Origin of the sequence: Vogesella indigofera, from assembly GCF_028548395.1 — a bacterium.
In the GTDB taxonomy this organism is placed as follows: Bacteria; Pseudomonadota; Gammaproteobacteria; order Burkholderiales; family Chromobacteriaceae; genus Vogesella; species Vogesella indigofera_A.
Window position 1 is genome coordinate 347,265 of record NZ_JAQQLA010000003.1, and the last position, 17,805, is coordinate 365,069.

The 17,805-nt window shown below is 63.9% G+C and carries 19 protein-coding genes; 14 read left to right on the forward strand and 5 right to left on the reverse strand.

Annotated elements, in window-relative coordinates; translation table 11 throughout:
* The first annotated feature begins 2 nt into the window (after nt 1-2).
* The 4 genes from pheA to PQU89_RS03640 are packed head-to-tail and all read left to right on the forward strand — an operon-like array spanning nt 3 to nt 3,252.
* Nucleotides 3-1,076, forward strand: coding sequence for a prephenate dehydratase (pheA, locus tag PQU89_RS03625; RefSeq protein WP_272764662.1), 1,074 nt, complete (start codon nt 3-5; stop codon nt 1,074-1,076).
* A 47-nt stretch (nt 1,077-1,123) separates the two neighbouring features.
* The gene (locus PQU89_RS03630) at nt 1,124-1,711 is read left to right on the forward strand and encodes an LOG family protein (protein ID WP_272764663.1); all 588 of its coding nucleotides are present in this window, start codon (nt 1,124-1,126) and stop codon (nt 1,709-1,711) included.
* A 49-nt stretch (nt 1,712-1,760) separates the two neighbouring features.
* Nucleotides 1,761-2,780: a 3-deoxy-7-phosphoheptulonate synthase gene (aroF, locus tag PQU89_RS03635; RefSeq protein WP_272764664.1), complete on the forward strand. Its 1,020-nt coding sequence runs from the start codon at nt 1,761-1,763 to the stop codon at nt 2,778-2,780.
* Between the two features lie 10 nt (nt 2,781-2,790).
* Nucleotides 2,791-3,252: an OsmC family protein gene (locus tag PQU89_RS03640; RefSeq protein WP_272764665.1), complete on the forward strand. Its 462-nt coding sequence runs from the start codon at nt 2,791-2,793 to the stop codon at nt 3,250-3,252.
* A gap of 59 nt (nt 3,253-3,311) precedes the next feature.
* Here PQU89_RS03640 and PQU89_RS03645 read toward each other — a convergent pair whose 3' ends face one another.
* Genes PQU89_RS03645 through dapF form a run of 3 tightly spaced genes read right to left on the reverse strand, consistent with a single transcriptional unit; the run spans nt 3,312 to nt 5,361 of the window.
* The gene (locus PQU89_RS03645) at nt 3,312-3,875 is read right to left on the reverse strand and encodes a hypothetical protein (RefSeq protein WP_272764666.1); all 564 of its coding nucleotides are present in this window, start codon (nt 3,873-3,875) and stop codon (nt 3,312-3,314) included.
* Nucleotides 3,872-4,510, reverse strand: coding sequence for a DUF484 family protein (locus PQU89_RS03650; RefSeq protein WP_272764667.1), 639 nt, complete (start codon nt 4,508-4,510; stop codon nt 3,872-3,874). Before PQU89_RS03650 ends, PQU89_RS03645 begins: the two co-directional genes overlap by 4 nt.
* A 20-nt stretch (nt 4,511-4,530) precedes the next feature.
* The gene (dapF, locus tag PQU89_RS03655; RefSeq protein ID WP_272764668.1) at nt 4,531-5,361 is read right to left on the reverse strand and encodes a diaminopimelate epimerase; all 831 of its coding nucleotides are present in this window, start codon (nt 5,359-5,361) and stop codon (nt 4,531-4,533) included.
* A gap of 122 nt (nt 5,362-5,483) precedes the next feature.
* Between dapF and PQU89_RS03660 the strand changes: the two genes are divergently transcribed.
* From PQU89_RS03660 to PQU89_RS03670, 3 genes are read left to right on the forward strand one after another with little or no spacing between them, the layout of a single operon-like run.
* Nucleotides 5,484-6,062, forward strand: a complete 579-nt coding sequence (locus PQU89_RS03660) for a TetR/AcrR family transcriptional regulator (RefSeq protein ID WP_272757230.1) — start codon at nt 5,484-5,486, stop codon at nt 6,060-6,062.
* A 51-nt stretch (nt 6,063-6,113) separates the two neighbouring features.
* The gene (locus PQU89_RS03665) at nt 6,114-6,611 is read left to right on the forward strand and encodes a DUF4442 domain-containing protein (protein ID WP_272757231.1); all 498 of its coding nucleotides are present in this window, start codon (nt 6,114-6,116) and stop codon (nt 6,609-6,611) included.
* A 10-nt stretch (nt 6,612-6,621) separates the two neighbouring features.
* On the forward strand, nt 6,622-7,434 hold the full coding sequence (locus PQU89_RS03670; RefSeq protein ID WP_272764669.1) for a crotonase/enoyl-CoA hydratase family protein: 813 nt from the start codon (nt 6,622-6,624) through the stop codon (nt 7,432-7,434).
* 187 nt (nt 7,435-7,621) lie between these two features.
* Here PQU89_RS03670 and PQU89_RS03675 read toward each other — a convergent pair whose 3' ends face one another.
* Both PQU89_RS03675 and PQU89_RS03680 read right to left on the reverse strand, forming a co-directional pair.
* The gene (locus tag PQU89_RS03675) at nt 7,622-9,109 is read right to left on the reverse strand and encodes an aldehyde dehydrogenase (protein WP_272764670.1); all 1,488 of its coding nucleotides are present in this window, start codon (nt 9,107-9,109) and stop codon (nt 7,622-7,624) included.
* Nucleotides 9,110-9,157: 48 nt separating this feature from the next.
* Nucleotides 9,158-9,703, reverse strand: coding sequence for a cupin domain-containing protein (locus tag PQU89_RS03680; RefSeq protein ID WP_047966306.1), 546 nt, complete (start codon nt 9,701-9,703; stop codon nt 9,158-9,160).
* Between the two features lie 211 nt (nt 9,704-9,914).
* On the opposite strand from PQU89_RS03680, the gene ald reads away from it, so the two are divergent.
* From ald to PQU89_RS03715, 7 genes are all read left to right on the forward strand, one after another.
* Nucleotides 9,915-11,039, forward strand: a complete 1,125-nt coding sequence (gene ald / locus PQU89_RS03685) for an alanine dehydrogenase (RefSeq protein WP_272764671.1) — start codon at nt 9,915-9,917, stop codon at nt 11,037-11,039.
* Between the two features lie 17 nt (nt 11,040-11,056).
* Nucleotides 11,057-11,809 (forward strand): gamma-glutamyl-gamma-aminobutyrate hydrolase family protein, encoded by a 753-nt coding sequence (locus tag PQU89_RS03690; protein WP_272764672.1) that lies wholly within the window; start codon nt 11,057-11,059, stop codon nt 11,807-11,809.
* A 51-nt stretch (nt 11,810-11,860) separates the two neighbouring features.
* A complete protein-coding gene (locus PQU89_RS03695) occupies nt 11,861-13,195 on the forward strand; it encodes a glutamine synthetase family protein (protein ID WP_047966303.1) in 1,335 nt (444 codons plus the stop codon).
* Nucleotides 13,196-13,250: 55 nt separating this feature from the next.
* Complete coding sequence (locus tag PQU89_RS03700) at nt 13,251-14,630, forward strand: aspartate aminotransferase family protein (protein WP_272764673.1); 1,380 nt, start codon at nt 13,251-13,253, stop codon at nt 14,628-14,630.
* A gap of 214 nt (nt 14,631-14,844) precedes the next feature.
* Complete coding sequence (gene motB, locus PQU89_RS03705) at nt 14,845-15,741, forward strand: flagellar motor protein MotB (RefSeq protein WP_272764674.1); 897 nt, start codon at nt 14,845-14,847, stop codon at nt 15,739-15,741.
* Nucleotides 15,738-16,490, forward strand: coding sequence for a class I SAM-dependent methyltransferase (locus PQU89_RS03710; protein ID WP_272764675.1), 753 nt, complete (start codon nt 15,738-15,740; stop codon nt 16,488-16,490). The genes motB and PQU89_RS03710 overlap by 4 nt, the downstream gene beginning before the upstream one ends.
* Nucleotides 16,477-17,805, forward strand: a complete 1,329-nt coding sequence (locus PQU89_RS03715; protein ID WP_272764676.1) for a histidine kinase — start codon at nt 16,477-16,479, stop codon at nt 17,803-17,805. The genes PQU89_RS03710 and PQU89_RS03715 overlap by 14 nt, the downstream gene beginning before the upstream one ends.

Here is a 17,805-nt window from a genome sequence, read left to right on the forward strand (position 1 = left end):
TCGTGTCGGAACAACAGCTCAAGCAACACCGCGATGCCATCGACCGCATCGACATCGAGATTCTCCATCTTCTCAACCAGCGCGCCCAGCACGCCCGTGAAATCGGCGAGATCAAGGGAGGCGGTATCATTTATCGTCCTGAGCGCGAGGCACAGGTGCTGCGTCGCATCAAGGAGCAGAATCCCGGGCCGCTGCCCGGCGAATCCGTGGCGCGCCTGTTCCGCGAGATCATGTCGGAATGCCTGGCGCTGGAAAAGCCGCTGTCCATTGCCTATCTCGGCCCGGAGGGCACCTTCAGCCAGTTGGCGACGCTGAAGCACTTCGGCCATGCCGCACGCACCATTGCCTGTTCCTCCATCGACGAAGCCTTCCGGCTGGTGGAGGCGCGGGCGCTGGATTACGTGGTGGCACCGGTGGAAAATTCCACCGAGGGCGCGGTTGGCCGCACGCTGGACCTGATGGTCAGCACGCCGCTGAAAGTGTGTGGCGAAGTGGTGCTGCGCATTCACCACCACCTGCTGCGCAATAGCGCCGGCACCGACGGCATTCGCCGCGTCTATGCCCACGCCCAGGCGCTGGCACAGTGTCACGAGTGGCTGAACAAGAACCTGCCAGCCGATGTCGAGCGGGTATCGGTGGCCAGCAATGCCGAGGCGGCAAGGTTGGCCGCAGAGGATGGCAGCTGCGCCGCGATCGCCGGCCAGGCGGCGGCGGAACGTTTCAATCTGCTGAAGCTGGCGGAAAACATCGAGGACGAGCCGAACAACACCACCCGCTTCCTGGTGCTGGGGCATCAGGATGTCGGCCAGACCGGCCAGGACAAGACCTCGCTGATCGTGTCGGCGCCGAACCGTCCGGGCGCAGTGCACTACCTGCTGGCACCGATTGCCGACAACGGCGTGTCGATGACCAAGTTCGAATCGCGCCCATCGCGTGCCGGGCTGTGGGACTACGTGTTCTTCATCGACGTCGAAGGTCACCACGACGACCCGAATGTCGCCAAGGCGCTGCAAGGGCTGATGGAGCGCACCTCCTTCGTGAAGGTGCTCGGCGCCTACCCGCAAGCCGTTCTCTGAAATATTGCCAGGCCGGCATTGCGCCGGCCGTTGATGGATGACCTCCCATGACTATCCAGTCTATTTGCCTGTTTTGTGGTTCCAACAAGGGCACGCGCGCCGCTTACGAGCAGGCGGCGTGCGAGCTGGGCCGGACGCTGGCACAGCGTGATATCGCCCTGGTGTACGGCGGCGGCAATGTCGGCCTGATGGGCATCGCCGCAGATGCGGCGCTGGCTGCCGGCGGCCGAGTGATCGGCGTGATTCCGGGCTTTTTGCGCGAGAAAGAACTGGCGCATCAGGGCCTGTCCGAACTGCATGTCACGCAAACCATGCACGAGCGCAAGGCGCTGATGGAAGACCTGTCCGGCGGCTTTGTCGCCTTGCCTGGTGGCTTCGGCACCTATGACGAACTGTTCGAGATGCTGACCTGGGGCCAGCTATCGGTGCACAGCAAGTCGATCGGGCTGCTGAATGTGGACGGCTTCTTCGACCCGCTGCTGGCGATGATCCGCCACGGCGTGGCCGAGGGCTTTGTCGCGGAAAGCAATCTGCAGCTGTTCGTGGTGGCGGCAACCATCGACGAGCTGCTGGCCAAGATGAACGCCTACCGGCCGGCACCGGTCAACAAGTGGTTGTCGCACGACCGCATCTAAGTTTGTCGCCGGCCTCGCCGGCTTTTCTGTTTATACGGGGACGGTTTTCATGATTATCGTGATGACGCCAGCCGCCAGTGCGCAAAGCATTGAAGACGTGATCGGCAAGATTCGTGCGGCGGGCTTGAGCGAGCACGTGTCGCGCGGCACAGAGCGCACCATTATCGGCGCCGTCGGCGACGAGCGCTCGTTGCAGCCGAGCATGTTCGAGATGATGCCGGGGGTGGAGCGGGCGCTGCGGGTGCTGAAGGACTACCGCATCGTGTCGCGCGAGGTGCAGCCGGACAATACGGTGGTACACGTCCGCGGGCTGGCCCTCGGTGGTGCCGCGGTGCAGGTGATCGCCGGGCCGTGCGCGGTGGAAACTGCGCCGCAGATGCAGCAGGCGGCCAGGCTGGTGCGCGAGGGCGGCGCCCGCTTGCTGCGCGGTGGCGCCTTCAAGCCGCGTACCAGTCCGTACAGCTTCCAGGGACTGGGTGTGGTCGGGCTGGACTATCTGCAGGAGGCGGCGCGGCAGCAGGGGCTGCCGGTGGTGTCGGAGCTGATGGACATCCGCCTGCTGGATACCTTCCTCGAATACGACATCGACGTGATCGAGATCGGCGCGCGCAATATGCAGAACACCGACCTGCTGAAAGAGGTTGGCCGCATCAACAAGCCGGTGATCCTCAAGCGCGGCTTGTCGGCGACGGTCAGCGAGTGGCTGATGGCCGCCGAGTACATCGCCATCGGCGGCAATCACAACATCATCTTTTGCGAGCGCGGTGTGCGCAGCTTTGATCCGGCCGAACGCAATACGCTGGACGTGACTGCGATTCCGCTGCTGAAGCGTGAGACGCACCTGCCGGTGATCGTCGATCCCAGTCATGCCGGCGGCAAGGCGTGGCTGGTGCCGGCGCTGTCGTGCGCGGCGCTGGCGGCGGGCGCCGACGGCCTGATGCTGGAGGTGCACCCTGATCCGGCGCAGGCGTGGTGTGATGGTGATCAGGCGCTGGATGGTGCGGCGTTTGGCAGTCTGATGGCGCAACTGCGCCCGTTGGCCCAGGTGCTGGGCCGCAGCTTGGCATAAGGGGAGCGTGATGAGTGACCAAGAGCAGGAAATCGTAAGACTGACCCAGATCGACAACTACCGCTTTGACAATCGTTTTGAAGGCGGGGATTACCGGCTACTGACCGACGAACCGGCGCCGCTGGGCGACAATAGCGGGCCGTCACCGTCGCAGCTGCTGGTGGCCGCGGCGGCCAACTGTCTGTGCGCCAGCCTGTTGTTCTCGTCGCGCAAGTACCACCTCGATGTCGCGCCGCTGTCGTGCGAGGCGGTGGCCACCATCAGCCGCAACGAACGCAAGCGACTGCGGGTGACGCGCATCGATGTCGCGTTGCAGTGTGGTAAGCCGGTGCAGGGTCAGCCCAATCTGGAACGGTTGCTGACCAGCTTCGAGGATTTTTGCACCGTGTCGCAGAGCATCGGCCAGGGCATTACCATTGCGCTGACGGTGCTGGATCCGGACGGCACGGTATTGAAGTCGCCCGCCGCCTGAGCCACCTGAGCGCAGCACCAACAAGAAACCGGATGGGGTGACCATCCGGTTTTTTGCATTTACAGGTAGCGCAAGAACAGCGGCACCAGGATCTCGGCGATCCAGCCCAGCAGCAGTGGCGGTACCAGCAGGGCGAACAGGATGGCCCACCATGGCGTGCGCTGTTGCGGGCGGCTGATGGCGAGCAGGGTGCGGTACAGCGCGTAACCGGTGAGCGCGACAAACGGCGGCAGCGTGGCCAGCGCCTGCAGCGGGCGTCCGGCCAGTAGCGGGTTGAGCAGCAGCATGCCGGCCAGCAGGCAGGCCTGGCTGAGGAAGTAGCTGCCCATCTTCAGCGACAGTCCTCGCAGCAGTACGCCGGAGCGGCGGTATTCGCCGCAGCCGAGTAGCGCCAGTGCGCCGGCCAGCCCCAGCCACAGGTAGGCATAGAACAGTGGCAGCCACACCGGCACCAGCGCCAGCGACGGCAGGTACAGGCGAAAGAAGACGGCGCTGACGACATAGGCCGACACCACGGCCAGTACGGCGGTCACGCTGTCGCTGGCGATCAGCCGCCACAGTGCGTGCAGCACATAGAGCAGCAGTGGCGACAGCAGGATCAGGCTGGAGAGGGAGGGCGTCATGCCGCGGCCAGTACCCGTTGCAGCGCCACGGCGATCAGCTCGCCCATCTGCGCCAGATAATGGGTCTGCATGTCCTGCGAGAAGCGTTGGCTGTCCTCGCTGCCCAGTACCAGCAGGCCGAAGGCATCGCCCTGCTGGCGTAGCGCGATGGTGGCGAAGGATTGCAGTACCGGCTGGGTCGGGAACCAGCTCAGGATCTCATCGTTGACGTAAGGGCCGCAGTACGGTGCGCACAGGTTGCCGGCCAGTAGGCGGATATCCTGCTTGGCGTTGTAGAACGGGCTGGGGTTGGCCGCATCGTGCCATAGCCGCAGCGCCACGCGCTGCAGGCCGAACTGCTTGTCGAAGGTGCGCACGATGGCGTCAACCGCCTGTTCCAGGGTGTCGGCCTGCATCAGCGCCAGGCTCAGCTGGTGACAGCGCGACAGGATCAGGTCGTTCTGCTCGCCGTGCCGGACCAGCTGTACCAGTCTGGCTTCCAGCTGGCGGTTCTGGTCTTTCATTTCCAGCAGCTGGCGCTCGGCGAAGGACACCACCACGCGATCGTGGCTGCTTTTCAGGCCGAAGCGCGGCGCGTGCTGGTTGAGGAAGTCCGGGTGGGCATCAAGAAAGGCAAGAACATCATCATTTTGCACGCTGCGACTCCGCTGTCAGGTCAGATTTCAATTTCACCGGTAAATACGGTCACCGCCGGGCCGGTCATCTTCACCGGCTGGCCGGGACCACCCCATTCGATATTCAGGTCGCCACCACGGGTATGCACCAGCACGCGGCTGTCGAGCTGGCCGCGCTGGATGCCGGCCACTACCGCGGCACAGGCGCCGGTGCCGCAGGCCAGGGTTTCGCCCGCGCCGCGTTCGTAGACGCGCAGGCGGATTTCGCCGCGGTTCACGATCTGCATGAAACCGGCGTTCACCTTCTCCGGGAAGCGCGGGTGCGACTCCACCAGCGGGCCCTGCTGGGCCACCGGTGCGCTGTCCACGTTATTGACGACGCAAACCGCGTGCGGGTTCCCCATCGACACCACGGTGACGTCGATCGAGTCGTCGCCGATGGCCAGCGGGTGGGTGATGGCGTCGCCGTCGGCGATGAACGGTATCTCCAGCGACTTCAGTCGCGGCACGCCCATGTCCACCGTGATCAGGCCGTTGCCGTGGTATTCCGGCACGATCACGCCCTTGGCGGTCTCGACGCGGATGGCGCGCTTGTTGGTCAGCTTCTGCTCGGTGACGAACTTCACGAAACAGCGGGCGCCGTTGCCGCACTGTTCCACTTCGCTGCCGTCGTTGTTGAAGATGCGGTAGCGGAAGTCGTTTGTGCCGTCGTGCGGAGCTTCCACCAGCAGCAACTGGTCGAAGCCGATGCCCAGGTGGCGGTCGCCAAGCTGACGCAGGCGTTCCGGCGTCAGGCCTACCGTCTGGCGGATGCCATCCACCACCACAAAGTCGTTGCCGAGGCCGTGCATTTTGCTGAACTTGAGTTTCATGGGAGGTACGCGTGTGAGGTACGGCAAAGTAAAAGGCCATCATAACCGAATAATTTGGCGGCAAACAGCATCGCGACATGGCGTGCATTGACACCTTACTGACCAGTAAGTAGAGTCGCGGAATGAAGCCTGAAACCGACGCCCGTATTACCGATACGCGCAAAAAAATCCTCGACCTGGCGGAAGCGCTGATGCTCTCGCGCGGGTTCAATGCCTTCAGCTACCAGCACATCAGTGCCGAGCTGGGGGTGCGCAATGCCGCCATCCACTATCACTTCCCGAAAAAGAGCGATCTGGGCGTGGCGCTGATCGAGCGCTACTGCCGCCGCTTCGAGCGCTTCACCCAGGCGCAGGCCGAGCTGGCGCCGGGCGAGCAGCTGGAAAAGTATTTCGAGCTGGCCGACCGCTATTTCGGACAGCAGCAGATCTGCCCGAGCGGCATCCTGTCGGCCGAGCTGCAAACCCTGCCCGACGACATGCGGCTACAAACGCAGGCCTTTGTCGCGCTGATGCGCGGCTGGGCGGCGGACATCGTGCGCCGTGGCCGCGACGCCGGGGTGATGCACTATCCCGGCAGCGCCGAGGGCATGGGCGACGTGGTCTTCGCCGCCATGCAGGGCGCGCTGCAGCTGGCACGTTTCGACCAACAGGCGCTGCAATCGGTCAAGCTGCAGATACGGCAGCTGCTGGGCTGCCAGTAGTCATTCAAATAACAAGCAAATAACAACACGACAACACGAGAAGAGGGTTTGATGGAACAACAAAAAAACAGCATGTGCCGCATGGTGGACAAGACCGCGGCGCTGCCGGGCGGGTTGCGCTCCTGGGCGATTACCAAGCTATTCGGCAACTTCGTCCCGTTCCTGGGGACCGCAGGCCTGCGTTTCGACGAGGTCAGCCGCGAGCGCATGGTGGTCAGCATCCGTAACCGCAAGAAGGTGCAGAACCACATCAAGGGCCTGCACGCGGCGGCGATGGCGCTGCTGGCGGAGACGGCGACCGGCTTCGTGGTCGGCATGAACGTGCCGGACGACAAGCTGATGCTGCTGAAATCGATGAAGGTCGAGTACCTGAAGCGGGCGCAGGGCGACATGAAGGCGGTGGCGACGCTGGACCGTGCCCAGGTTGGCCGCATGGCGACGGAAGAGAAGGGCGACGTGCTGGTGGCGGTGGTGGTGACCGACGAATCCGGCGAATCCCCGATCCGCTGCGAGATGGTGTGGGCGTGGGTGCCCAAGAAACGCAACTGAGGGCGACACGATGAGCTATGACACGATCACCGTCGAGGTGCGGCAGCAGGTCGCCCACGTGGCGCTGAACCGCCCGGACAAGGCCAACTCGCTGAACGAGGCAATGTGGCAGGAGTTGCAGCAGGCGATGGAGTGGTGCGACGCCGAGCCGCAGGTGCGCGCCGTGGTGCTATCCGGCAACGGCAGGCATTTCTGCGCCGGCATCGACCTGGCGATGCTGATGAACATGCAGCGTGCCATCGAGGACAGCTGCGAGGCGCGCAAGCGCGACAAGCTGCGACGGCTGATCGTCGGCCTGCAGGCCAATGTCAGCAGCCTGGAGCTGTGCCGCAAGCCGGTGATCGCCGCCATCCACGGTGCCTGTGTGGGTGGCGCGCTGGACATCGTGCTGGCCGCCGACATCCGCCTGGCCGCCGAGGGCGCAGTGTTCAGCGTGCGCGAGGTCGATGTCGGCATGGTCGCCGATGTCGGCAGCCTGCAGCGCTTGGCGCGGGTGGTGGGCGAGGGCAATGCCCGCGAGCTGGCGCTGACCGCGCGCGACGTGCCGGCGGACGAGGCGAAGGAGATGCAGCTGGTCAATCGCGTGTTGCCGGATCGCGAGGCGCTGTTGCAGGCGGCGGAGGCGATGGCGCTGCAGATCGCGGCCAAGTCGCCGCTGGCGGTGCGCGGCACCAAGGAAATCCTCAACTACAGCCGCGACCATAGCGTGGCCGAAGGGCTGAACTACGTGGCGACCTGGAACGCGGCGATGCTGATGTCGGAAGACATCCAGGTGGCGGTGATGGCGGCGGTCAGCGGCGAGCGGCCGGTGTTTCGCGACTAGCTGCACACGGTAGCGTCTGGCAGTAGCGCGCAGAAAGTTGTGCGCCGCGGCCGGCGCCGTTTACGGCTTGCGGCCAACCTTGTAGCCAAGGTTGGCCGCAGTGCTTTTGGAGGTGTGATCGCGGCAAGCGGCCGGGCAATGAAAAACGGGCCACGAAGGCCCGTTGTTGTTGCTGCGGTGAGCAGGCTTACAGCTTGATCAGCGTCGACTTCAGCTCGGTGTACTTTTCCAGCGCGTGCAGCGACTTGTCGCGGCCGTTGCCGGACTGCTTGAAGCCGCCGAACGGGAAGTTCATGTCGCCGCCCTCGTCGTAGCAGTTGACCCACACCGTGCCGGCGCGCAGGCGGCGCGACACCTTGTGCGCGGTGCTCAGGTCGCTGGTCCACACCGCGGCGGCGAGGCCGTACTCGCTATCGTTGGCGATGCGGATCGCCTCGTCCACGTCCTTGAAGGTGATGATGGACAGCACCGGCCCGAAGATCTCCTCGCGGCAGATGGTCATGTCCGGGCCGGTGCAGACAAAGGCGGTCGGTTCGATGAACAGGCCGGTGTCGGTATGTGCGGCCTTGCCGCCGCACACCAGTTCTGCACCCTCGGTCAGGCCCTTGTCGATGTAGGACAGCACCTTGTCGTACTGCACGCGGTCGACGATGGCGCCCATGCTGGTGGCCGGATCCAGCGGGTCGGCCGGCTGGTAGTGTGCGGCCGCCTTCTTGAACTCGGTGATGAAGGCATCCTTGATGTCGTGGTGCACCAGCAGGCGCGAGCCGGCGGTGCACATCTCGCCCATATTGTAGAATATGGCGCCGGCGGCGGTGCGCGCGGCCTTGGCCAGATCCGGGCAGTCCGGCAGCACGATGTTGGGCGACTTGCCGCCCAGCTCCAGCCAGGCGCGCTTGAGGTTGGATTGCGCCGCAGCGGTGGCGATCAGCTTGCCGACACCGGTGGAGCCGGTAAAGGCGATGCAGTCGATGTCCATGTGCTCCGCCAGCGCCTTGCCGACGTCGCCGGCACCCGGCAGCACCTGGAACACGCCGTCCGGCATGCCGGCTTCCTTGGCCAGTGCCGCCAGGCGGATGGCGGTCAGCGGCGATTTTTCCGACGGCTTGACGATCACGGCGTTGCCGGCGGCCAGCGCCGGGCCGAATTTCCAGCTCGCCATCAGGATGGGGAAGTTCCACGGCACCACGGCGGCGACCACGCCGATGGCTTCGCGGGTGACCAGGCCGACGATTTTCGGGTCCACCGGGGCGACTTCGCCGCCGATCTTGTCGATGGCCTCGGCGAACCACTCCACGCAGTAGGCGGCACCGGGTACGTCTACACTGGTGGTGTCGCCGATAGGCTTGCCGGCGTCCAGGGTTTCCAGGATTGCCAGTTCGTCACCATGCTCGCGGATCAGCGCGGCGAAGCGCTTCAGGATGCGGCCGCGGGCCAGCGGCGCCAGTTCCGACCATTTGCCGCTGTCGAAGGCGCGGCGCGCGGCCTTGACCGCCTGTTCCACTTCCGGCGCACCGGCCCAGCTGATGCTGGCCAGGTGCTGGCCGTTGGCCGGGTTGATGCAGTCGAAGGTGCGCCCGTCTGCTGCTGCAACATACTGGCCGTCGATGAAGGCGCGGCCTTCGATGGTGAGCGTGCTGGCAAAAGCTTGCCATTCTGCATGGGTGCGAGCCATGGTGTTTCTCCTTTGTTGTGTCGGGTCCGCCCCGTAGCAGGAGGCGGTTCAGAACGTCGGCGGAGAGCTGGCGCTGACGATCTCGCAGCACTCGTCGCTGACGTTGCGGAAGCGGTGCGGCTGGCGACTGTCGAAGTAATAGGCGTCGCCGGGGCCGAGGATGCGGGCTTCGTTATTGACGGTGATCTCGATCTGGCCGCGAATGATCACGCCTCCCTCCTGGCCGTCATGGGTGAGCATGTCCGGCCCGGTGTCGGCAAACGGTTCGTACACTTCGCGCAGGATGGCGATGTCGCGCCGCTCGTGCGAGGTGCCGACCAGCAACAGCTGGATCTGGTCGTTGCCGAGGTTGGGCAGTTCGTCCTTGTTGTAGAACACGCGTGGTGCTTGCGGGTCTGCGTCGAAGGTGAAAAAGTCGGAAAGAGTCATCGGCAGACCCTCCAGTACTTTTCGCAGTGAACTGATCGACGGGCTGACGCGGTTTTGCTCGATCAGCGAGATCGTACCGTTGGTGACGCCCGCTCTTTTGGCCAGTTCACGCTGCGAAAGACCCATGCGTTCGCGAACCATCCTTAATCGTGCTCCAACATCCATGCTTCCTGTCCAATCTGTATGTTAATAATTTTAGACGTACAACGATGAGGATTTTGACCACTTTAAGCCCGTCTGTTGCGCCGCAATAACGAAATTTCTTTGCAACCCGTGCATTTTATAGTCAAAATCAGTGTGTGAATGCAAGTTTGTTGTATATTTTTTTAAACAACTGTGGCTCGAGGCTTCACGACATCACCCAAAGGAGAGTGCTATGTTAATCGGCGTTCCGAAGGAGATCAAAAATCATGAGTACCGTGTCGGTCTGACACCGTCCGGTGCGCGTGAACTGGTGGCTCATGGCCACAAGGTACTGGTGCAAAGTCAGGCCGGGCTCGGCATCGGCTTTGCCGACGAGCAGTATCTGCAGGCCGGCGCCACCATCGTGTCGCGGCCGGAAGAAATCTTTGCCAAGGCCGAGATGATCATCAAGGTCAAGGAGCCGCAGCCGGCCGAGTGTCGCATGTTGCGACCGGGGCAGCTGCTGTTCACCTATCTGCATCTGGCGCCGGACCCTGAGCAGGCGCAGTTGTTGCTGGAATCCGGTGCCGTGGCCATCGCCTACGAGACGGTGACCGACGAGCGCGGCGGCCTGCCGCTGCTGGCACCGATGTCAGAAGTGGCCGGTCGCATGGCGGTACAGGCCGGTGCCCACGCACTGGAAAAGGCACAGGGTGGCCGTGGCGTGCTGCTCGGTGGCGTGCCCGGCGTGGCGCCGGCGCGGGTGGTGGTGCTGGGTGGCGGGGTGGTCGGCCTCAATGCGGCGCGGATGGCGCTGGGACTGGGCGCCGACGTGACCCTGCTGGACAAGTCGCTGGCGCGGCTGAAAGAGATCGACATGTTGTTCGGCAGCGGCATCAAGACGCTGATGTCCAACAGCAGCAATATAGAGGAAGCGGTGCGCGACGCGGACCTGATCATCGGCGCGGTGCTGGTACCGGGCGCGGCGGCGCCGAAACTGCTCAACCGCGCGATGCTGAAGCAGCTACGCGCCGGGGCGGTGCTGGTGGATGTCGCCATCGACCAGGGCGGCTGCTTCGAAACCAGCCGGCCGACCACGCACCAGCACCCGACCTATATCGTTGACGGCATCGTGCACTACTGCGTTGCCAACATGCCCGGTGGTGTCGCCAGAACCGCCACCATGGCGCTGACCAATGCCACGCTGCCGTACGCACTGGAGCTGGCGGACAAAGGTTGGCCGCAGGCCCTGCAGGACAACGCGCACCTGCGTCATGGCCTGAACATCTGTTGTGGCAAAGTGACTTATGCGGCGGTCGCGCGCGATCTCGGTTACGACTACGTCGATCCGCTGACCGCGCTGAAGACGGCGCTGTAAAACCAACCGAGGTAACCATGCAAGCGATTATCGGCATCCCTTGTGATGTCAAAACCATAGGCCTGTTCCCCTTTCACGCGGTGGGCGAGAAGTACATCACCGCGGCGGTGGGTGCGGCCGGCGGCGTGGCCGTGCTGATCCCGTCGCTGGGTGACGCGGCGCAGCTGGACACGATTATTAATCTGGTGGACGGCATCCTGCTGCCGGGTTCGCCGTCCAATATCGAGCCGCACCACTATCAGGGCGTGCCCAGCCGTCCCGGCACCCTGCACGACAAGGCGCGCGACGCCACCACGCTGCCGCTGGTGCGGCGGGTGATCGACGCCGGCATCCCGCTGTTGGGCATCTGTCGCGGCTTTCAGGAGATCAACGTGGTGCTGGGCGGCGAGCTGCACCAGCACGTGCAGGAGCAGCCGGGGCTGAATGACCACCGCGAGCCGCAGACCGAGGACCTGGACCTGATGTACGGCCCGGCGCACAGCGTGCAGTTCACTGCAGGCAGCTGGCTGCAGTTCTGGCTTGGTCGCGACAGCGCCAGGGTCAACTCCATCCATCAGCAGGGCATCAAGCGGCTGGCCGACGGCCTGATCGCCGAGGCGGTGGCAGAGGACGGGCTGATCGAGGCCTACCGTGTCGGCAGCGCCAGCAACTTTGCCTATGCCGTGCAGTGGCATCCAGAATGGAAGTACTGGGAGAACGACGTGTCCCAGGCAATTTTCGAGGCTTTCGGCGCAGCTTGCCGGGAGCGCCGTATGCGTCGCAACCAATAGACGTACTCGGCAAAACCGCCGGCAAGACCGGTAAAAAAGAGGAAATGCATCATGAATCACCAATTGTTTGAATGGCTGCGCGACAACCGTATCACCGAGATGGAATGTATCGTTCCGGACATGACCGGCGTCGCCCGCGGCAAGATCGTCCCGAAAGACAAGTTTGTTTCCGATCAGGAAATGCGCCTGCCGGAAGCCGTGCTGATCCAGACCGTCACCGGCGACTATCCCGACGACAGCATGCTGGACCTGACCGACCCGGACATGGTGCTGATGCCGGATCCGAACACCATGCGCTTCGTGCCGTGGGCCACCGATCCGACCGCGCAGCTGATCTACGATGCGCTGCGTCCGGATGGCTCGATGGTGGAAGTCGCCCCGCGCAACGTGCTCAAGCGCGTGCTGGCGTTGTATGAGGCCCAAGGTTGGGAGCCGGTGGTGGCACCGGAGATGGAGTTTTACCTGCTGTCGCCCAACCCTGATCCTGATATTCCACTGGCGCCGCCTATCGGTCGTACCGGCCGTGCCGAATTCGGCCGTCGCTCCTACGCCATCGACGCGGTCAACGAGTTCGATCCGCTGTTCGAGGACATCTACGACTACTGCCACGCGCAGAATCTGGAAGTCGACACGCTGATTCACGAAATCGGCACCGCGCAGATGGAAATCAACTTCATGCACGGCAATGCGCTGGACCTGTCCGATCAGGTGTTCCTGTTCAAGCGCACCGTGCGCGAGGCTGCCTTCCGCCACGGCATGTACGCCACCTTCATGGCCAAGCCGATGGAAGCAGAGCCGGGCAGCGCGATGCACATTCACCAGAGCGTGCTGAACAAGCACACCGGCAAGAACCTGTTCTCCGGTGAAGACGGCAAGCCGACCGAGCACTTCTTCCACTTCATCGGCGGTCTGCAGCACTACCTGCCGGAGTGCATGCCGTTCTTCGCGCCGTACGTGAACTCCTTCCGTCGCCTGTCGCCGTACACCGCGGCACCGACCAACGTGGAGTGGGGCTACGACAACCGTACCGTCGGCCTGCGCGTGCCGCACTCGTCGCCGGCCGCGCGCCGTGTGGAAAACCGGGTGCCGGGCGTGGACGTCAACCCGTACATCGCCATGGCCGCCACCCTGGCCTGCGGCTACCTCGGCATGATGAACAAGATCAAGCCGCGCGACCCGCTGGCCAGCGACGCCTACGAGCTGCCGTTCCAGTTCCCGCACGGCACCGAGGAGGCACTGGTGCGCCTCAAGGCCTGCACCGACGTGGCCGAGGTGATGGGGCCGCGCTTCGTCGAGATGTATGTCGGCATGAAGGAGAAGGAATTTGCCGAATACTTCCGCGTCATCAGCCCGTGGGAACGCAAGTTCCTGCTGCTGCACGTGTAATTGAGTAGCAAGCGGGAGGCGCAGACCTCCCGTTATTCAAACCAGGAGAGATTTCATGAAGCATCAGCGCAGCACAGCCCAATGGCGGGAAATGGACGCCGCACATCACCTGCACCCGTTTACCGACACCGCCTCCCTGAACGAACAGGGGGTACGCATGATTACCCATGCGGACGGCATTTACCTGTGGGATAGCGAAGGCAACAAGATTCTCGACGGCATGGCCGGCCTGTGGTGTGTCAACATCGGCTACGGCCGCAAGGACCTGCCGGAAGTCGCCAAGCACCAGATGGAAGAACTGGCTTATTACAATACCTTCTTCAAGACCTCGCACCCGGCGGTGGTCGAACTGTCGCACCTGCTGGCAGAAGTGGCGCCCAAGGGCTTTGACCACGTGTTCTACACCAACTCCGGCTCGGAGTCGGTGGATACCATGATCCGCATGGTGCGCCGCTACTGGGACGTGAAGGGCAAGCCTCAGAAGAAAACCCTGATCGGGCGCTGGAACGGCTACCACGGCTCCACCATCGGCGGCGCCAGCCTGGGCGGCATGAGCTATATGCACGAGCAGGGTGACCTGCCGATTCCGGGCATCGTGCACGTGCAGCAGCCGTGGCACTACAAGTACGGCAAGGGCATGAGTGCCGACGAGTTCGGTCTGCTTGCCGCCAGCTGGATTGAGGACAAGATTCTGGAAGTGGGCGCCGACAAGGTGGCTGCCTTCGTCGGCGAGCCGATCCAGGGTGCCGGCGGCGTGATCATCCCGCCAGCCAGCTACTGGCCGGAAGTGCAGCGCATCTGCCGCAAGTACGACATCCTGCTAGTTGCCGACGAGGTGATCTGCGGCTTCGGCCGTACCGGCCACTGGTTCGGGCAGCAGCAATTCGGCTTCACCCCGGACATCTTCACCACCGCCAAGGGCCTGTCGTCCGGCTACATGCCGATCGGTGCCGTGTTCGTCAACAACGAGGTGGCGGCAACGTTGGCCGCAGGCGGCGATTTCAATCACGGTTTTACCTACTCCGGTCACCCGGTGGCGGCAGCGGTGGCACACGCCAACGTCAAGGCGCTGCGTGATGAGGGTATCGTCGCCGCCGTGCACGAGGACACCGGTCCGTACATGCAAAAACGCTGGCGCGAGGCGTTCTCCCGCTTCGAACATGTCGACGACGTGCGCGGTGTCGGCCTGATCCAGGCGTTCACCCTGGTCAAGGACAAGGCCAGCCAGACGCTGTTCGACAACTGGGGCGAGATCGGCCTGATGTGTCGCGACATCTTCTTCAAGCACGGCCTGATCATGCGTGCCTGCGGCGATCACATCGTGTCGGCACCGCCGCTGATCATCAGCAAGGACCAGATCGACGAACTGATCACCACCGCGGTCAAGTGCATGGAAATCTTTGAGCAGCAGCTGAAGGAACGCGGTCTGGCCTGAGCCTGAGGCCGTGACGACGCGGCTTTTACGAGCAGCAAAGCGGGTTTGATTATACAATCGACCCGCTTTTTTCATTGCCGGACGGCTAGCGCGCGGCCGGCGGCCATGCCAGTGACGTGACTGCGCGGCTGGCAAGCATCGGCGGCTTTGGTTATGCTGATATGGCATGCTGCTATCCTGATACTCCAGACTCAAAACGAGGCCACGGCTGACAATGGCTGACGAATCGCAACGCCCCATCATCGTAAAACGCATCAAGAAAGGCCACGGCGGCCACCACGGCGGCGCCTGGAAGATCGCCTACGCCGACTTCGTGACCGCGATGATGGCTTTTTTCCTGTTGATGTGGCTGCTGGGCTCGACCTCGGCCGGCGCCCTCAGCGGCATCTCGCAGTACTTCCAGATGCCGCTGAAGCTGGCGCTGCAGGGCGGCGAGGGCGCCGGCGACGCCACCGCGGTGATCCCCGGCGGCGGTACCGACCTGACCCGGCAGTCCGGCCAGGTCAAGCGCGGCAATCCGGACCCGACCAGCGGGCAAAAGCGGGCAGAACTGAGCAAGCTGCAGCAGCGCATCCAGCAAAAGCTGCAGCAGAAGATGGAGCAGAGCGCGGTACTGAAGTCGTTCAAGGATCAGGTCAAGCTGGAGATGACGCCCGAAGGGCTGCGCATCCAGCTGATCGACGAGCAGAACCGGCCGATGTTCCAGTCCGGCGGCGCGCTGCCGATGGAACACACCCGGGTGCTGCTGCAGGAAATCGGCCGCGAGCTGAACGAGGTGACCAACAAGATCAGCATCTCCGGCCATACCGACGCCACCCGCTTTGCCGGGGCGGCCACCGGCTATACCAACTGGGAGCTGTCGGCCGACCGGGCCAATGCCGCGCGCCGCGAGCTGATCGCCGGCGGCATGCTGGATGAGAAGGTGTTGCGGGTGGTCGGGCTGGCGTCGGCGGATCCGCTGAACAAGCAGAACGTGTTCAGCTCGGAAAACCGCCGTATCGCCATCGTGATATTGAACGAGGAAACCGAGAGCCAGATTCGTGGCCAGGGGCCGGTCGCGGAAGCGGCGTCGGTGGCAGCTGCGGTTGCAGGAGCACCGGCAGCGCCATGATGCGGCTGGCTGCCTTGCTGCGCCATGCCGGCATCCAGCTGCTGGCGGTGCTGCTGGCCTGGGTGTTCTGGGCGCCGCTGCTCACGCCGCTGCCATGGTTGGCGGCGCAGTGTCTGCTGGCGCTGCTGCTGGCCAGCGTGCTGCGCTGCTCGCTGCCGCAGCGCCTGCTGCATCTGCTGTTCATGCCGCTGGTGGTGCTGGCGCTGTGGCAGCAATGGGCGCCGTGGCTGTATCTGTGCGGTTTTGTGCTGCTGTTTGCGCTCAGCCGCAACGCGCTGACCGAACGGGTGCCCTTGTATCTGTCGTCGCAGGAAAGCATCGCCACGCTGGCGCACTGGCTGCCGCCGGGAGCGGCGGTGCTGGATCTGGGCAGTGGCGATGGCCGGGTGGTGCTGCAGCTGGCGCGGCAACGCGCCGACCTGCAGCTGTGTGGCGTGGAAAACGCGCTGCTGCCGTGGCTGTGGTCGCGCTGGCGCTACCTGCGCGCAGGGCGGCCGGCCAATGTCAGCCTGCGCTACGGCAATTTCTGGGATCTGGACTGGTCACGTTTCGACGTGATCCATGCCTTCCTGTCGCCGGCGCCGATGGCGCGGGTGTGGGCGCACTTCCAGCAGCATGCGGCCAACCATGCGCAGCTGGTGAGCAACAGCTTCGGGATCGCGGCGGTGCCGCCGCAGCAACGGCTGCCACTGAACGGGCCATTACAAAAAGAACTTCTCATCTGGCGACACAATCATGGACATCGCTAACTGGCTGTCATCCCTGTCGGAAAACCGCTGGCCGATCCTGCCGGCCACCGCGGTCGAGGTGCGGCAGATGCTGTCGCTGCCCGGCGATCGCATCGTGTTTTCCGAGCTGGCCAACCTGACCCTGTCCGATCCCTTCTTGCTGCTGGACCTGATGCGGCTGGTTGGTGCGTCGCGCGCCTTGCAGCGCAGCGAGGCGCATCCCACCGTCGAGCAGATGCTGATGATGCTGGGGCTGGAGGTGATCACCGCGCGCTATCGCCAGATTCCGGCACTCTCCACGGTGCACGGCAAGCTGGACCAGGAAGTGGTCGATGCCGTCGGTGACTGGCTGGGGCGTTCGCGGGTCGCCGCCTTTATCATCAAGGAGTGGCTGGCGATCACCGGCGAATACAAGGTCGAAGACTGCTTCATCGCGGCGCTGGTGTACAACCTGCCAGCCTGTCTGTACCTGATCTACCGCAACCGCATTCCGGGCGGGCCGTTGCTGCACGAGGTGTCGGATGTGTTCGCGCTGGATTACCCCAAGATCGTCGAGCAGTTTATCCAGTGCATGCCGTTGCCGTCCGGCCTGCTGAATACCCTCGGCACCGGGCCGGTTAACCGCCGCAAGCAGCTGCTGAAGCTGGCGATTGCCACCGCCAACGCGGTGGACCAGGGCTGGTGGCGGCCGCAGTGGAATATCGGCATCGAGGCCGCGGCCAAGCTGATCGGCTGCCGGGTCGACGACGCGCAGCAGGTGGTGCAGCAGGCGATCCTGCAAGTGGCGCGTCACCCGCGCGCGTTGGGCTACACCTACCCGGCACGGGCCTACCTGTACATTCCCGGCCCGTTTCCGCAGCACAACAAGCAGGACGAGGTTGCCACTCTTACCGGCGAACAGCAGCTGGAAAAGGCGCTGCTGGAGTCGCTGCGCCATCTCGCCAACGACATCCAGTTCGAACGCATCATGTTCCTGCGCTACGACCAGCCTAGCCATTCGCTGAAAATGCGCTACCAGATCGGGCTGGAGGACAACCACCCACTGCGCAAGCACATTGTGGCGCTGGAGCCGGGCTCGTTCTTCGCACTGCTCACCAGCCGGCCGCAGAGCTTCCATGCGCCGGCCTCGACGCGCGCGCAACTGGCGCGCAAATACCAGGACGAATTCTTCACCCATCTCGGCGAAGGCCACTTCGCCTGCATGTCGGTGTTCTCCGGCCACAAGCTGGCCGGTGTCTTCTTTGTTGACAACTATCGCAGCAACAAGGCGATCGACGACGATACCTACCACCGCTTCAAGGAAACGGTATTCCGGGTGTCGCAACTCACTTTCTAG

Bases quoted from the DNA above. Each gene is read 5' to 3' on its own strand.
- PQU89_RS03630 (WP_272764663.1), top strand. From the start codon at position 1,124: ATGACTATCCAGTCTATTTGCCTGTTTTGTGGTTCCAACAAGGGCACG.
- aroF (WP_272764664.1), top strand. From the start codon at position 1,761: ATGATTATCGTGATGACGCCAGCCGCCAGTGCGCAAAGCATTGAAGAC.
- PQU89_RS03640 (WP_272764665.1), top strand. From the start codon at position 2,791: ATGAGTGACCAAGAGCAGGAAATCGTAAGACTGACCCAGATCGACAAC.
- PQU89_RS03645 (WP_272764666.1), bottom strand. From the start codon at position 3,875: ATGACGCCCTCCCTCTCCAGCCTGATCCTGCTGTCGCCACTGCTGCTC.
- dapF (WP_272764668.1), bottom strand. From the start codon at position 5,361: ATGAAACTCAAGTTCAGCAAAATGCACGGCCTCGGCAACGACTTTGTG.
- PQU89_RS03660 (WP_272757230.1), top strand. From the start codon at position 5,484: ATGAAGCCTGAAACCGACGCCCGTATTACCGATACGCGCAAAAAAATC.
- PQU89_RS03665 (WP_272757231.1), top strand. From the start codon at position 6,114: ATGGAACAACAAAAAAACAGCATGTGCCGCATGGTGGACAAGACCGCG.
- PQU89_RS03670 (WP_272764669.1), top strand. From the start codon at position 6,622: ATGAGCTATGACACGATCACCGTCGAGGTGCGGCAGCAGGTCGCCCAC.
- PQU89_RS03675 (WP_272764670.1), bottom strand. From the start codon at position 9,109: ATGGCTCGCACCCATGCAGAATGGCAAGCTTTTGCCAGCACGCTCACC.
- PQU89_RS03680 (WP_047966306.1), bottom strand. From the start codon at position 9,703: ATGGATGTTGGAGCACGATTAAGGATGGTTCGCGAACGCATGGGTCTT.
- ald (WP_272764671.1), top strand. From the start codon at position 9,915: ATGTTAATCGGCGTTCCGAAGGAGATCAAAAATCATGAGTACCGTGTC.
- PQU89_RS03690 (WP_272764672.1), top strand. From the start codon at position 11,057: ATGCAAGCGATTATCGGCATCCCTTGTGATGTCAAAACCATAGGCCTG.
- PQU89_RS03695 (WP_047966303.1), top strand. From the start codon at position 11,861: ATGAATCACCAATTGTTTGAATGGCTGCGCGACAACCGTATCACCGAG.
- PQU89_RS03700 (WP_272764673.1), top strand. From the start codon at position 13,251: ATGAAGCATCAGCGCAGCACAGCCCAATGGCGGGAAATGGACGCCGCA.
- motB (WP_272764674.1), top strand. From the start codon at position 14,845: ATGGCTGACGAATCGCAACGCCCCATCATCGTAAAACGCATCAAGAAA.
- PQU89_RS03710 (WP_272764675.1), top strand. From the start codon at position 15,738: ATGATGCGGCTGGCTGCCTTGCTGCGCCATGCCGGCATCCAGCTGCTG.
- PQU89_RS03715 (WP_272764676.1), top strand. From the start codon at position 16,477: ATGGACATCGCTAACTGGCTGTCATCCCTGTCGGAAAACCGCTGGCCG.